This is a genomic window from Flavipsychrobacter sp. (assembly GCA_041392855.1).
Lineage (GTDB): Bacteria > Bacteroidota > Bacteroidia > Chitinophagales > Chitinophagaceae > UBA5543.
The window spans coordinates 420,001-434,818 of the sequence record JAWKLD010000001.1 but is presented as its reverse complement, the minus strand read 5'-3'; the positions used below and the strand labels follow the sequence as shown (position 1 = coordinate 434,818).

The window sequence follows — 14,818 nt, the reverse complement described above, 5'->3', positions numbered from 1 at the left end:
GTTTACTTTTGCTGGATAATTTAAGTAATCAAGCTACATGTTGTCTTATTATAACATTTTTCTTTTTGCCATAACCTTTTTAGGCGGAAGTATACCTTTATGGGGCAAAAAGATAGAAGACAACAACATGAAGTACCTTTTAGCATTTTCAGGGTCTTTTCTGTTGAGTATCACCTTTTTACACCTTTTACCAGAAACCTTTGAAGAACTAAACACTAAAGCGGGGCTTTTTCTATTACTAGGTTTCTTTATACAGTTATTGATACAAAGACTTACTCATGGAGCTGAGCATGGTCATACCCATATAGACCATAATCATGGACACGACCATAAAACACCGCTTGCATCTATATTATTAGGTCTATCCATACATGCATTTATGGAGGGACTTCCTTTGGGCTTTAATTATAGAGAAATAGCAACAGAACCATCTCTATACATGGCAGTAGCAATACACAAATTGCCCGAAGCTATGCTGGTAGCTGCTATTGTAAACAAAGTTTCAGGAAAAAAACAGGCTATTATCACCCTGGCACTTTTTTCGATGATCACACCATTCTCGGGAATGATAGCAACAAAGCTGGGTATGACCTACCAATTCATGTCTAATTTAGTATTAGCATTAATACCTGTAGTAGCTGGAGCATTTATCCATATTGCCACCACTATATTCTTCGAAAGTGGTACAAAGCACCACACACTTACCATACCCAAGATCATAGCTATAGTACTAGGTGTAGGTATTGGACTGCTTACATTACTATTTGAATAGCTTAACTTTATACCATGAAGTCACCAATATGGTTTTTCACTTTACTACTATTTGCCTTTGGCTTTATATATAGCTTTGATACTTATAGTCAAGAACAAGAAGAACAATCCTTGCTATGGAAAATAAGTAGCCCTGATCTTAAAGCTCCTTCCTATCTTTTTGGCACAATACATATGATCTGTAAAGATGATTATGTATGGACAAAAGAAATGCAACAAAGTCTTGCTGCTTGCAAGAAAGTATGTTTTGAAATGGATCTAGACGACCCAAGTCTAATGACATCCATTGCTATAGGAATGATAGATGCCAGCGGTAAACAACTAAAGGACTATTTTAAAAAAGAGGATTACCAAAAGCTAACAGATTACATTGCTGACAGTTTAGGTATGGACATTACAATGTTTCAGCAAATGAAACCCATGGCCTTAATATCTCTTTTTTCTACTCAAGCGGTAACATGCTCTACCCCTCTTGCCTATGAGACCGAGATCATGAAAACCGTGAGTGAGAAAGGAGTTGAAATAATAGGACTTGAGGAGGCTAAAGAACAACTAGCACTTTTTGACCAAATGCCGGTAGACTCTGTTATTGCAGAACTACTTTCTGTGATTAATAATGAGGGTAACTCAGTAGAAGAATATGAAGAAATGGTTGCTGCTTATAAAAGGCAGGACATCAACAAGCTGAGTAGCATCATAGAAGCATCTCGTATTAAAGGAGACCAGATAGCTATTTTTCTAGATAATAGAAATATAAGATGGATTGAACGTATGACAGAAATGATGGAACAAAGTTCTGTTTTCTTTGCTGTTGGCGCAGGGCACTTGGTAGGGCCTAATGGTTTAATAACCTTATTAAGGCAAGAAGGATATACACTTACACCTATAAAATAGGTGTAAGCACTTTTTATATTTCACTTAATACTGTAGAGATAGTGTCGTTTGTGAGCGGCTTATTTAAAAAACGTTTTACAGAAGCATAACCTTTTACTTTAGCTATATCATTTTCATTAATAGAAGAGGATAGCATGTAAATATTATGATTCTTAATTTTTTCTTCTGGCAATGCCTCAAAAGCTTCCACAAACTCAAACCCATTCATTACCGGCATTTGTATATCTACAAAAACAATATGCTTTGTTGTATCAGCTTCCTTATCATTGATAAAGGCCAATGCATCACTCGCCTGCTGAAATACATTGCATGTATTTACTCTGCCAGTATTCTTAATAATTTTTTCGGCAATAAAACAATCAAGTTTACTGTCGTCTACTACGATAAAGTTTAGATTTTCGCTGCTCATTTATTATTTGCTTGGTATTGTTACTGTAAAAGTTGTTCCTTCATCCAGTTTCGAAGTCACATCTATTTTCCCATTTAGTTTTGTCAAAGCATCTTTCACGTTATAAAGCCCAAAACCTGAACCTATTTCATCACTAGACGCTCGGAAAAACATATTGAAGATCTCACCTAAATTGCTTTCTTTAATACCTATACCATTGTCTACCACTTTTATTGTAGCATTAGGCCCTTTCTGCTCAATGCTAAGCGACACATGCTTATCGCCAGTCTTCTTCAGATACTTGAAAGCATTAGACAAAAGATTGTTCAAGATGATCTTTATGGATATATCATCAGATCTAAAACCTCCATCCTGTTCTAATTTTGTCTCGAAGGCTACATTTTTAAGTTTGCTATTAATATCATAGATATCTGTCATATCCTTCATTACGTCAGCAAAATCTATATCTGTGATATTAAGCTCACCTCTTCTTATACTATAATGATCGTGTAAGTTTTGTATATAATTATCCAACTTAAGCATTGCGTTTTCCATCATGCCCACCATTTCCTTCATCTCCTCTATATCCTCCGCATTTTTGGCTAGATCTATTATACCCACAACACTTAATATTGGGCCTCGCATGTCATGAGTGGCACTATATGCAAACTTGTCTAACTCATTATAAGCCTTTTGCAGCTCTTCATTCTTTATTGCCAACATGGAGTTGGTGATGTAAAACTTATGAGCTTCGTCTATCGCTGTTTGTACATCAACATCTATCCAAGGCTTTTTGATATACCTAAATACATGCCCTTTGTTTATAGCATCTATTACAGACTCTATGTCTGCGTATCCTGTAATTAGTATCCTTATGGGATTAGGATATTTAGACCTTATTTCTTCAAAAAACTCAACACCTGTCTTATCAGGCATTTTTTGGTCACTAAGTATTACGCTGATATCAGGATGGTCTTCAAGATGCTTTTTAGCTTCCTCTACATTATTAGCAATATAGATAGTATAGTCAAACCTAAAGGACGCTTTAAAACTGATGAGGTTATTAGGCTCATCATCTACATATAATATCTTTATTTTTTTCTTGCTAGTATTCAAGACATTTAATTTTCGGTATTCTCATGAACAATAGGGAGTGTAATTATAAATTCAGTTCCAACACCTACCTCCGATTTTAAATCGACCTTGCCATTATGCTTATTAAGCGTATTGTATACTATTGACATTCCTAAACCTGTACCTTCTCCTACATCCTTAGTGGTAAAGAATGGCTCAAATATTTTCTTCTGGGTCTCTGCATCCATACCAACACCATTATCTTTCAAGCTAATACAAACATTGTCATCAGATTGATATGTTGTTATTGCCAATTCACCTCCTGGCTCACTACCAAATCTTTCTGTAATAGCATGTGCAGCATTAGATATCATATTCAAGAACACTTGGTTGAGTTTACCAGGATAGCACTCTACCAAAGGTAAGTTACCTAAATTCTTAATAACTTTTATCTTATCACCCAAAACATTATTAGCTATGATCAATGTAGAGTCAATACCCTCATTTAGATTTGCCTTTTTCAAGTCATCTTCATCTAACCTTGAGAAGACACGTAATCCTTTAACTATTTCTGCCGTTCTACTAGACCCTTCGTTTATGCCTTTTAGTAAATAGTCTATCTCCTCTTTAAGATAATCAAAATCCAACTCCTCCTTTATTTCTTCTATTCTAGCCTTTTTGTCTTCTGCGCTACCATCTGCTACGACCAACTCTTCTATCTGGCCCATCAACTCCACTAGCATATCGACGTCTCTTCTTAAAGGCTTCACATTGGAAGTGACAAAGTTGATCGGATTATTGATTTCATGTGCTATGCCCGCTGTAAGCTGACCGAGAGAGGCCATTTTTTCAGATTCTACTAGCTGAGACTCTGCTTCCTTCAACTCTGTCAGTGTTTTACTCAGCTCTTCATTAGATTGCTTTAATTCTATAGTTCTTTCGTTGACCTTAGTTTCTAGTATTACGTTTTGTTGTCTGGTTATACGGGCATTCTCCTCTAGCGCAGCAAGAGCTTGTGCTTGCGACTCCTCCTTCTCTTTCCTGAACATATTTATCTTATCGGCTAGTGCAAATGATAGTAGTACAATTTCAATAACCGAAGTGATCTGTATAGCTGAAGATGTCGTGTAGTTATATGGCATAACGCCTACATCTTTAAGCACAAAGACTATTGCTCCTAATAAAAGAATAGACCATGCTAATAAGAAAAACTTAGCAGGTCGATAATTCATCTTATATATTTTATAAGATATAAATAATGCATAAATAGAAGCTAATGCAGTACCTGCTTGCATCAGTTGAAAACCCGCTACTCTCATTCCTGTAAGATTAAGAATAGCACTTACTACAAATACCCCAATGAACACATGTAAGCCAATATGTAACCTTGGCACATGTTCTTTGGTACGTAAGAACTCCTTTATGAATTGTAATGCGGCAATACTACTGATACAAGAAAGTAATACAGGTCCTTGTAATGCTAACCATGGGCTATTAGGCCACAAGTATTTGAAAGTAAAATCCTGCAATGTTACTTGCGTTAAACCTACAGTGAGAATGTATATCACATATAGTATATAACTCTTGTCTCTAACAGAGAAGTATACAAATATGTTGTAGATACACATAACGAGTATGATACCACTATAGAAACCTAGTATCAACTCTTTATTGGTCGCTGCTTTAAAAACCTGCTCCTCATTACCCAATTTTACCGGAAAAACTAGAGGAGCTGCATTTTTTACTTTAAGTATTATTAGTCGCTTTTGACCAGATGGTATGTTTATATTGAAAACATAATCCAATTGCTCATGCTTTCTAGTTTTATACGTTTCACTTTTCGATATTGTAGATTTTGTTAGCCTTCCATTAGGTTCTACTTCGTATAGTTCAGCAAAGTCTATTAGAGGTTGTTGCAAAACTAAATACATATCATTTTGTGCAGTATTATTTTGCACATAGGCCTTAAGCCAAAAGGTAGATTTAGAAACGCCTAAATTTATGGTCTCTTTATCTATAGGGTTAAATCCTTTTGTCTCTATAATGTCTCTAGGTACTAATATGCCATTTTCGTCTTCTATATAACCAAAATAAGTACCGGACATAGCATTCAGATGCTCCCCGTCGTTATAATGGAAGGTATCTACCTGAGCAGTAGCAACAAAACTGCAAGCACTAAAAACAATAGCAAGTAGTAATGTATATATACTATACCCTAGAAAATGATTGCTATTATTGTTTTCATTCATTATTGAAAAAGTAGTTGCTTATCATACGGTTTACCACGAGTAGTAGTCATGTAATAATAGCAAAAAATATATTGTAAATGATTGTGGTTATTATATTCTTACTGATTTATAAACAAGTATTCCACATTTACACTATAAACAAGATATCATCGATAGGTTTTCTAAACGGCACTATTTCTGGAGGCGCTGCTTTAAATAACCTGAACAGGTATATTTCTTCTTGGCTGCTATGACCAAATATCCCTTTAAATTGCTCATACAAGTTTGCTATCTCTGCATTTGAGTTCTCAGGCAGCTCGTTAGGGGCATACTTTAGCCTAGCAAAATAAGCCAAAGGCACGTTCATCACATGAAAAGCAATACCTAGCTGGGTGGCTTTTAACCATATTCTTTGTGATGCACGACCTCCATTAATAAAATCCATCGCACTGTTTGAAGGCATGGTCAATAATCCGAAAGCCGAAGCAGAGACGGCATTTTTCACAGATGCATTTCTTAATATATAGCCACCATCAATCTCTTTTATAAACTTAACCACATTAGGATCCTTTACAAACTTAAGTCCTAATAGTTCTGACTCCCTAAGTTCTAAAGTACCTATATGCATACCTGTCTTTCTTCTTTCAGCCTCTTCCTCAGTCCATCTCATCTCTTGATAGGTAAAGTCATGATGGCTTGCAGGGGTTAACACCCTATATCTATCAGTAATACCGATCATTTTACCCAACTGCATCAGCTGGTCCGGATTATCAGAATAAGTAACTTGGGCATGTTCTACAGTCATTCCAGCATTTGCTATCTCTGCCAATATTTCTTGAGGCAACTCCTCACGAACGGGCACTTTCCTATTGGTATGCCTATCCATAATTGTTGAAGACAGGTCATCCAATATATGAGGTTCTATTCCTTCAACATTTGCTCCTTTATTATAAAAGCTAAATGTTGCGATAAGCCTTTTATCATCCTTTATAGGGAAATACGATATTGCTACTTCATAGTTTTCCTCATGAGTTTTGAGCACAAGATTTTCTACAGCCGCACCAATAGCAATATAGGATGCCGTATCTTGAAAATCCATGTAAGAGTAGCCGTAATGCTTATCGAAGAATAATGATAGCAGGCCATTCTTATATACCCACTTCCATGGCTGGGCATTACCTCCTGACGGGGCAGTACTAGCAGCATCTACTATTCGTTTTACAACCTCTTCTTCAAGTGTCACATTAGACTCCTCTATGTTAAAGGTGTGTCCACTAGCTACAGCTACTATATCTTCTTTTTCTAACGGAGCGTATGGATTCTCTATTGCTACAGGGGTAGTTTTCTCATCACCTACCAACTCTTGCATATCAATAAAATACCTTCCAGATTCATGATACTGGTCTAGAGCTATACGTCTCCATATATCAGCTACAGCACCACCACCCATTATTACAGCTGAGGCCAGTTGAGGCCATGTTGTTATAGAGTGCCCCACCTCTATAGCAGAGGCTTTAAGTCTTGCAGACATGGTATCAACCCCTACCATTGGTGCTAGATATGGGATTTTTTCTTCGTTAGTTTTTAGATCTTTAAGCTTTGTAACATCAAGATGATCTATATATCCATGTAAAATAGAACGGTCAGGTTCTAAGTCAAAACGCTCAACATCTATAGTACACCTATCACTAGCTTCCATTAAAACAGGAATTTGCAATTCCCTTGCTTTTAAACGGCAGAGGATTTTCATATCAACTCCATCACATTCATCTATCAAACCATCTAGCTTACCACCGTCTAAATAGAACGCATCCATGTTCTCCTCTTGCAACCCTTCTTCGAATATGGTTACTTTTAAATAAGGATCAATCTCTGCTATTTCTCTTGCTACAGCTACTACTTTCTTTACACCAAGATTATATAAAGGCGTCCTGATTCTATTGAAATTGGTCAACTCCAACACATCAAAATCTGCTAATCTAATTTCTCCAAACGCCCGCTCCATAGCCATTGACAATGCTACAGACTGCCCAACTGACAAACCGATAACTCCTATTTTTTTAGTAGCGAGTACGGCTTGCTCTTCTTTAGTAATCTTATATTGGTTTCTCGAGGTTCTTACTTGAACAAATTCTTCTTCATCAAGTAGGTGTATCATTTTCTTACACCAAGGATAGTATACCCACACACCATATTCATCAGGGTTAGCTCCAGACAAATGCTCCGGTATTAATACTTCATAGTCCTCATCCTTAAGCACTCTTGAAGGGTGACTGATCTTTACCAATTCTTTAAGTTGGTCGTGAAGTTCGTCATAGATGAAAGGAGCCTCTGATTGAATGATCTGCTCAAACCTACTAAGGTCTTTCTTATTGCTAAGTCTTAAAATTTCAGGCAGATGTATACTGTTGTCTACTGACGATTTATCTCTATATGCTTTAATATCCATTGTGTGATGATTATAGACGTGGTAGTAAGTTGAATAAAAGTAATAAACGGATTGAAAATACGTTTAACTAGGAATGTAACTTATAAGTTAGGAATTGCCAGCCTATACTTCACTTCCAACAACCTGCCTTTGGGGCCGGGCTCTATCTTTTCCTGAACTAAATTATTCCTTAAGTTCATGATAATGTCTCTTTCTGCAACTTCAGCTGTAGGTAAATTATGTAGGTCGTTTATACATACTGCAGTAGCAATTAGATCCTCTTTAGGGTAGTAAAATGTACCGTTGTTTCCCAAAAAGGTTGCAACCTCAAAGCCCACCCTTGCACTATTGCGTACAGTTGCTGGTGCACACAAACCAAAAAGAGTTTTAAGCTTTAGCTGTTCAGTAATGGCTACGGCTGCCCTACCCAAATACATACTACCAATACCATAACCTGCTACCGCTCTGGAATTCCATAATCCGCAAAACTCCGCAGTACCATCTTGAGCATATTCAGCTATAGTTTCATGAACGGTAGGATCCATATCAGCAACAGCTGTTTCTATTGGTAATGGTATCCTATCTCCACTTACCTGCACACGGGCACCACCATATACTTTCTCTCCATCTTCCGATTCTACAATTATGACATAGGTATTGGGATCACTAAACCATTCTACGTTGGCAGAAGTTATCATTGTTATACCAAAAATTCTAAGAACACGAGTATGCCCTTCCACAAATTTTTGACATGCGGCTAAATCGTCAGTTGCTCTAAAAGCCTTTATTACAAACTGAAAATCACTCATCCCGCTACATTTTTATTCACCATACACAATGCGAACCTACCTTTTGTCTCGTAAGGATGGAAAATTTCTCTCCTGCGAAGTAAGTGGGTGTATTGATCTATTATTGAAAACTTATTGTAAAAACTTTTTATACATGCACTTATGAATACATATAATGTAATATATATATTATTTTTTGCAGTATCAAAATAATCATGGATATAGGATAGAGCTAAAAATCCACTGATTTGTAGTTTATTAGTCATTTTTAACGATTGAGCGTATTCTCTCCCTTAGCCCTAATCGGTTAATGATAATATGTACAAATGTATGTAGTTTGTATTATAAATTTAAAAAAACAAGCTAGTATTTAAGCTAAAAAAGACACTAAATCATTTTTTTTTACTACTTTTCTACTAACCTCTGTATTGAAAAGAATGAAAGACGGGAAAATTAATATACTTTATGTTGATGACGAAGAGAATAACTTGATGTCATTCAAGGCTACTTTTCGCATAAAATACAACATACATACAGCTATAAGTGGTGAGGACGCAATTAAAATTTTAGAAAACAACCCAATTGAGATCATCATCACCGACCAGCGTATGCCCAGCATGACAGGCGTGCAATTCCTTGAGTCAATATTAGACAAGCACCCAGACCCCATGCGTATATTGCTGACTGGGTATGCCGACCTAACTGCGGTTATTGATGCAGTTAACAAGGGTAAAATATTCCATTATCTAACAAAACCTTGTAATGAAGAGGAGCTCGAGGAGACCATAAAAAGAGCTTACGATGTATATAAACTGAAGAAAGACGAAAAAGAGTTGACAGAGAAACTAGGTGTTACTAACTCTCAGTTAGAATTCTTACTTAGACAACAACTTTTATCCTAAGGTTTTATCAATAGCAAACAGTATTTTAGCCCGGTAATTCGGGCTTTTTTTATAGAATAGAACTATGCAGATAAGTGCAGTTATCATAACACTTAATGAAGAAAAGAAAATAGAGCAGTGTATTCGTTCCCTTAAGAATATTGCAGATGAGATATTAGTGTTTGACAGCTTCTCAACAGACAATACAGTATCTATTGCTAAGCAACTAGGAGCCAAAGTTCTACAACACAAATTTGAAGGTTATATGCAGCAAAAAGAGCTAGCTACAAATGCAGCTCAATACGATTGGATATTTTCAATAGATGCTGACGAAGTAGTAACTGAACGTTTAGAAAAATCTATTCTACAAATAAAAAATGGTCAGCTTGAATATACAGCTTACCAAGTATCGCGCATCACTAACTATTGTGGCAAATGGATAAAACACTGTGGTTGGTACCCTGATAAAGTGACAAGATTAGTAGATAGGACTAAAGGCAACTGGGGCGGAGGTAGTGTGCATGAGCATTGGGTGCAAAACACAACAACCCCAACGGGTCTATTAAAAGGGGACTTACTTCATTATAGCTACGATACCATTTCACAGCATATTATTAAGATCGATAAATTCACTGAATTGGGTGCCAGAGATGCCGTTGCTAAAGGAAAAGATTGTAGTAAACTAAAAGTATGGCTAGCACCCAAGTGGTATTTCTTTACCGCATATATTCTACAACTGGGAATACTTGACGGGTATTACGGCTATATTATATGTAAGTATTCAAGTTTTGGCAAAATGATCAAATATGGAAAAATACGACAGTATGCCAAAATGAAAAGAGAAGGAATACCCTATTAAAGCCTGTTGAATATATCTAAATACTTATGGCTTATAGCATCCATACTATGATTTTCAATAACATACTCATAAGCTTTTTCTGTTATTGAGCTCACCTTATCCGAATTATCAAGCAACATGTTAACCCCCTCTGCAATATCTTGAGCAGCTTTTACCTCACAGCCTACACCTCTATCGTTTTCTATCAGTTCTGCCATACCACCAGCTTTTGTCGCCACTACAGGAACTTTATGAATAAATGCATCTAAGACAATGCTACCTAGTCCTTCTTGTTCCGAACTCATTACAAAAATATCGGCGATAGATAAGAAATCTTCAACGTTTTCATAAAAACCTACAAGTTGATATACATCAGTGATTTTATATTCTGTGATTTTTTCTTTTATCACAGGCTCCATATCTCCACTACCAAAATGAAGGAAAACAAAATCTTTTCTTTTTTCTGACAAGTATCTAATAGCCTCAACCATTGTCAAAGGATCTTTATCTTTTGATAATGCTGCCATTGTAGCCACTACCCTTTTCCCTTTTATCTCTTTCTTAAACTCCTTCTCTGCCCTAAGTTTATCAAGAGATCTTGGCATAACGATATCCGAGATTACAGAAACCTCTCTTATCCCAAAATTGTGCAAAACACGCTTTACAGATTGACTAATAGCTATTACTCTGTCAGACAATTGATACTTCAACCTAGTAAAAAAACCGTGAGGCTGGAAATTAACCCTTCTGGTAAATACAATTTTACTTCCATGAAAAGGCTTTGTGTATGCAGCATAAGTAAGCATGTGTGAAGTTTGAACATGGATGACGTCAAACCCTCTACCTTTTAATAAAAGCAAGCCAACTACGCCAAAAACATTATCATACTCATTAACCTTAAAACCATCCTGCTTCGCCTTGACAGACATGGGTGTGCCTTGCCTACAAGCTAAAACAACTTCAAGTCCCAACTTCCTAAAACCTTGCATATTATACAAAGTTTGCCGCTCGCCACCTCTCCATGTTTTCTCAAAATTTAGTACCAGTACTTTCATATATGTTACTTACATCCTCAGCTTAAAACCAAACACAATATACTTATCTAATGATAATAGTATTGTATGATGATATAAAGTATTTTTGTGGCTAAAACTTAAATTATGAAAGAAACATTCAAAACTGCGTCTATTACATTAGTGACAGCACTTATTGTTATTTCAATATTTGCCTTTAAACCATCTCCTGCTCCACAACAAATTACCTATGAGTATTTTCAATTTTCAACTATTGAGTCTGTTATTCCAGGTGGCTTAGGACGTTCAAGAATATTAACGACGGATAGTGAAGGGCAGCTTTTGGAAAAAGATCTAAAAAACTTCTACAGTTTAGTAGGCCTCAACTTTAAGAACATCTCAAAAAATGACCAGGCTATTGTAGAGCGTATCAATATGTATAGCAACGAGGGATGGGAACTAATGAATGTTGTTACAGGCTCTCATGCACAAACATCAGACGGCAGTAGCTCAGGTGGGTTATTTATTTCTCGTTATCTTTTCCGCAGAGCAAAATAAAACAGCTAAAATGAATCAAGAGGATCAAGAGTTGATAAGCTTAAATAAGTTTATCAGCTCTTCAGGTTTCTGCTCAAGAAGAGAAGCAGATAAATATATTGAAGAAGGACGTGTTACCATTAACAACGCTGTTGCTAATATAGGCATGCGTGTATCTATTAACGATGTTGTTGCTGTTGATGGCGAAAAGCTAAAGCCTAAGAAAAAGCAGCCTACAATATATATGGCCTTCAACAAACCAGTTGGAGTAACATCTACTACCGACCCTACTGACAAGTCAAATATAATATCTTACATCAACTACCACAAACGTATTTTCCCTATTGGAAGACTGGATAAGGATTCTGACGGGCTGATATTCCTAACTAATGACGGTGATATTGTCAATAAAATTTTACGTGCCGGCAATAATCATGATAAAGAATACATTGTTACTGTCAACAAAGCAATTACTCCTGATTTTATAAAGCAAATGAGTAATGGTATACCCATTCTTGGGAAAATGACTAAGAAATGTACCATTAGAAAAGAAGGGAATAAAAAGTTTCGTATCATACTTACCGAAGGGATGAACAGGCAGATACGTAGAATGTGCCGTCATTTAGACTATAAAGTAATGAGTCTTACACGTGTACGGATAATGAATGTGAGTTTAGGTAAACTGCACGTAGGTAAATGGAGATTACTTACAGCTGCAGAAGTTGACACACTTAATAAGCTAGTTGCCTCATCTTCCAAAACAGAAGAGGCTTCATCTAAAACAAAAAATAGCCATCCTTCAAAATCAACATCCAATAAAAGTAAGATTTCTACTAAGAGAAGTAACGATAAAAAATCTGGGGCATCACCAAAAAATAATAGCTATAAAGACTGGAGAAAGAAACGATAGAATAGTTCTTCTTTATTATTAAGCTACCACCTCAGCCACTACTCAAAATAATATCCATTGTTGCAATATAGGGCTAAACAGTTTGATCAAAGTTCTTGGCATAAAAAAAGCCTCTGACTAGTATTAGTCAGAGGCTTATAAAATAAATATGGCGGCTACCTACTCTCCCACAATTGTAGTACCATCGGCCATGAGGGGCTTAACTGCTCTGTTCGGAATGGGAAGAGGTGAACACCCTCGGCAAAACCACCATAAGGTCTTTAAGTCCGTGTTCTAAGACTTATAATAAGATCGACATATCAGGAAAATCAACTTCTACTATGTAGAAGTAATAACAATAAAAGTAAATGATAAATAATAAAGTTAAAGCTTACGTGCAATTAGTACTACTCGGCTTTGATGTTACCACCTTTACACCTGTAGCCTATCAACGTCATAGTCTCTGACGGCACTTAAAAGTAAATTCATCTTGTAGAAGGTTTCGCGCTTAGATGCTTTCAGCGCTTATCCTTGCCGTACATAGCTACTCAGCACTGCACCTGGCGGCACAACTGATACACCAGCGGTACATACGATCCGGTCCTCTCGTACTAAGATCATGTCTACGCAATTTACTAACGCCCACCACAGATAGAGACCGAACTGTCTTGCGACGTTCTGAACCCAGTTCACGTGCCACTTTAATGGGCGAACAGCCCAACCCTTGGGACCTTCTCCAGCCCCAGGATGTGACGAGCCGACATCGAGGTGCCAAACCTCCCCGTCGATATGAGCTCTTGGGGGAGATCAGCCTGTTATCCCCGGAGTACCTTTTATCCTTTGAGCGATGGCCCTTCCATACAGAACCACCGGATCACTTTAGCCTGCTTTCGCACCTGCTCGGCTGGTCAGCCTCACAGTCAAGCACCCTTATACTAATGCGCTCTACGTACGATTACCAACCGTACTGAGGGTACCTTTGCGAGCCTCCGTTACGCTTTAGGAGGCGACCACCCCAGTCAAACTACCCACCATGCAATGTCCCTTATGGTTAGACTCTAAATAACAGAAGGTTGGTATTTCAAAGGTCGACTCCACACTACCTGGCGGCAATGCTTCAAAGTCTCCCAACTATGCTACACATCTGTTATTCAAAATCAATGCAAAGTTGTAGTGAAGGTTCACGGGGTCTTTTCGTCCCGTGGCGGGTAACCGGCATCTTCACCGATACTACAATTTCACCGGGCTCGTGGAGGAGACAGTGTTCAACTCATTGGACCATTCGTGCAGGTCGGAACTTACCCGACAAGGAATTTCGCTACCTTAGGACCGTTATAGTTACGGCCGCCGTTTACTGGGGCTTCAGTCGCAAGCTTCACCCGAGGGTTGACAAGCTTCCTTAACCTTCCAGCACCGGGCAGGTATCAGGCTCTATACGTCTTCTTTCGAATTTGCAGGGCCCTATGTTTTTGCTAAACAGTTGGTTGAACCTTTTTGCTGAGTCCTACCGAAGTAGGATGGCTTTATCCCGAAGTTACAGCCAAAATTTGCCTAATTCCTTCTCCACGGCTCACCCGAGCGCCTTAGAATACTCATCTCGACTACCTGTGTCGGTTTACGGTACGGGTTGTTATAGCCTAACCTTAGAGGTTTTTCTCGTGAGCAGGTTTAGGGCCACTATCTCGCTGTCCGAAGACTTTGAGTACTATCACGTTCAGCATCAACGGCGGATTTGCCTACCATCGATATACCTACACGCTTTAACGAGGACTTCCGTCGCCTCGCGGGCCTTTCACTTCTCCGTCACCCCATCGAAACTATAACAAGTGTTGGAATATTAACCAACTTTCCATCGACTACCCCTTTCGGGTTTGCCTTAGGACCCGACTAACCCTGATCCGATTAGCGTTGATCAGGAACCCTTAGTCTTTCGGCGAAGCAGTTTTTCACTGCTTTTATCGTTACTTATACCTACATTTTCTTTTCTAAACGCTCCAGCATACCTCACAGTACACCTTCGGCGCAGTTTAGAATGCTCCCCTACCACTCATTGCTGAGTCTATATCTTCGGTACTACGTTTATGCCCGA

12 protein-coding genes and 2 rRNA genes (1 of these 14 cut by a window edge) are annotated in these 14,818 nt (G+C 37.7%); 6 read left to right on the top strand and 8 right to left on the bottom strand.

The features are described 5' to 3' along the window. Positions 1-37 precede the first annotated feature (37 nt). Positions 38-772, top strand: a complete 735-nt coding sequence (locus tag R2800_02145) for a ZIP family metal transporter (protein ID MEZ5015823.1) — start codon at positions 38-40, stop codon at positions 770-772. A gap of 14 nt (positions 773-786) precedes the next feature. Next, positions 787-1,665, top strand: a complete 879-nt coding sequence (locus tag R2800_02140) for a TraB/GumN family protein (GenBank protein MEZ5015822.1) — start codon at positions 787-789, stop codon at positions 1,663-1,665. Between the two features lie 13 nt (positions 1,666-1,678). Here the strand turns inward: R2800_02140 and R2800_02135 are convergent, their stop codons facing one another. From R2800_02135 to R2800_02115, 5 genes are all read right to left on the bottom strand, one after another. Then, positions 1,679-2,074, bottom strand: a complete 396-nt coding sequence (locus R2800_02135; GenBank protein MEZ5015821.1) for a response regulator — start codon at positions 2,072-2,074, stop codon at positions 1,679-1,681. Positions 2,075-2,077: 3 nt separating this feature from the next. Next, positions 2,078-3,169: a hybrid sensor histidine kinase/response regulator gene (locus tag R2800_02130; GenBank protein MEZ5015820.1), complete on the bottom strand. Its 1,092-nt coding sequence runs from the start codon at positions 3,167-3,169 to the stop codon at positions 2,078-2,080. A 5-nt stretch (positions 3,170-3,174) separates the two neighbouring features. Beyond that, positions 3,175-5,376, bottom strand: coding sequence for a 7TM diverse intracellular signaling domain-containing protein (locus tag R2800_02125; protein MEZ5015819.1), 2,202 nt, complete (start codon positions 5,374-5,376; stop codon positions 3,175-3,177). Positions 5,377-5,503: 127 nt separating this feature from the next. Beyond that, positions 5,504-7,804 (bottom strand): Rv1355c family protein, encoded by a 2,301-nt coding sequence (locus R2800_02120; protein ID MEZ5015818.1) that lies wholly within the window; start codon positions 7,802-7,804, stop codon positions 5,504-5,506. Positions 7,805-7,884: 80 nt separating this feature from the next. Continuing rightward, complete coding sequence (locus R2800_02115; GenBank protein ID MEZ5015817.1) at positions 7,885-8,592, bottom strand: hypothetical protein; 708 nt, start codon at positions 8,590-8,592, stop codon at positions 7,885-7,887. A 416-nt stretch (positions 8,593-9,008) separates the two neighbouring features. On the opposite strand from R2800_02115, the gene R2800_02110 reads away from it, so the two are divergent. Beyond that, on the top strand, positions 9,009-9,473 hold the full coding sequence (locus tag R2800_02110; protein MEZ5015816.1) for a response regulator: 465 nt from the start codon (positions 9,009-9,011) through the stop codon (positions 9,471-9,473). A 64-nt stretch (positions 9,474-9,537) separates the two neighbouring features. Continuing rightward, the gene (locus R2800_02105) at positions 9,538-10,311 is read left to right on the top strand and encodes a glycosyltransferase family 2 protein (GenBank protein ID MEZ5015815.1); all 774 of its coding nucleotides are present in this window, start codon (positions 9,538-9,540) and stop codon (positions 10,309-10,311) included. On the opposite strand, the gene R2800_02100 is transcribed toward R2800_02105, so the two are convergent. Then, a complete protein-coding gene (locus R2800_02100; GenBank protein MEZ5015814.1) occupies positions 10,308-11,345 on the bottom strand; it encodes a glycosyltransferase family 4 protein in 1,038 nt (345 codons plus the stop codon). The two genes, R2800_02105 and R2800_02100, sit on opposite strands and share 4 nt — an antisense overlap. 105 nt (positions 11,346-11,450) lie before the next feature. On the opposite strand from R2800_02100, the gene R2800_02095 reads away from it, so the two are divergent. Further along, on the top strand, positions 11,451-11,861 hold the full coding sequence (locus tag R2800_02095) for a hypothetical protein (protein ID MEZ5015813.1): 411 nt from the start codon (positions 11,451-11,453) through the stop codon (positions 11,859-11,861). Positions 11,862-11,871: 10 nt separating this feature from the next. Further along, complete coding sequence (gene rluF / locus R2800_02090; protein MEZ5015812.1) at positions 11,872-12,750, top strand: 23S rRNA pseudouridine(2604) synthase RluF; 879 nt, start codon at positions 11,872-11,874, stop codon at positions 12,748-12,750. Between the two features lie 146 nt (positions 12,751-12,896). Here the strand turns inward: rluF and rrf are convergent. Next, a 5S ribosomal RNA gene (rrf, locus tag R2800_02085) occupies positions 12,897-13,004 on the bottom strand. A 106-nt stretch (positions 13,005-13,110) separates the two neighbouring features. Beyond that, positions 13,111-14,818, bottom strand: a 23S ribosomal RNA gene (locus tag R2800_02080); it runs 1,158 nt beyond the window's last position.

Excerpts from the sequence above, each read along its gene's own strand:
- R2800_02145 (MEZ5015823.1), top strand. The coding sequence starts at position 38 with ATGTTGTCTTATTATAACATTTTTCTTTTTGCCATAACCTTTTTAGGC.
- R2800_02140 (MEZ5015822.1), top strand. The coding sequence starts at position 787 with ATGAAGTCACCAATATGGTTTTTCACTTTACTACTATTTGCCTTTGGC.
- R2800_02135 (MEZ5015821.1), bottom strand. The coding sequence starts at position 2,074 with ATGAGCAGCGAAAATCTAAACTTTATCGTAGTAGACGACAGTAAACTT.
- R2800_02125 (MEZ5015819.1), bottom strand. The coding sequence starts at position 5,376 with ATGAATGAAAACAATAATAGCAATCATTTTCTAGGGTATAGTATATAT.
- R2800_02120 (MEZ5015818.1), bottom strand. The coding sequence starts at position 7,804 with ATGGATATTAAAGCATATAGAGATAAATCGTCAGTAGACAACAGTATA.
- R2800_02115 (MEZ5015817.1), bottom strand. The coding sequence starts at position 8,592 with ATGAGTGATTTTCAGTTTGTAATAAAGGCTTTTAGAGCAACTGACGAT.
- R2800_02110 (MEZ5015816.1), top strand. The coding sequence starts at position 9,009 with ATGAAAGACGGGAAAATTAATATACTTTATGTTGATGACGAAGAGAAT.
- R2800_02105 (MEZ5015815.1), top strand. The coding sequence starts at position 9,538 with ATGCAGATAAGTGCAGTTATCATAACACTTAATGAAGAAAAGAAAATA.
- R2800_02100 (MEZ5015814.1), bottom strand. The coding sequence starts at position 11,345 with ATGAAAGTACTGGTACTAAATTTTGAGAAAACATGGAGAGGTGGCGAG.
- R2800_02095 (MEZ5015813.1), top strand. The coding sequence starts at position 11,451 with ATGAAAGAAACATTCAAAACTGCGTCTATTACATTAGTGACAGCACTT.
- rluF (MEZ5015812.1), top strand. The coding sequence starts at position 11,872 with ATGAATCAAGAGGATCAAGAGTTGATAAGCTTAAATAAGTTTATCAGC.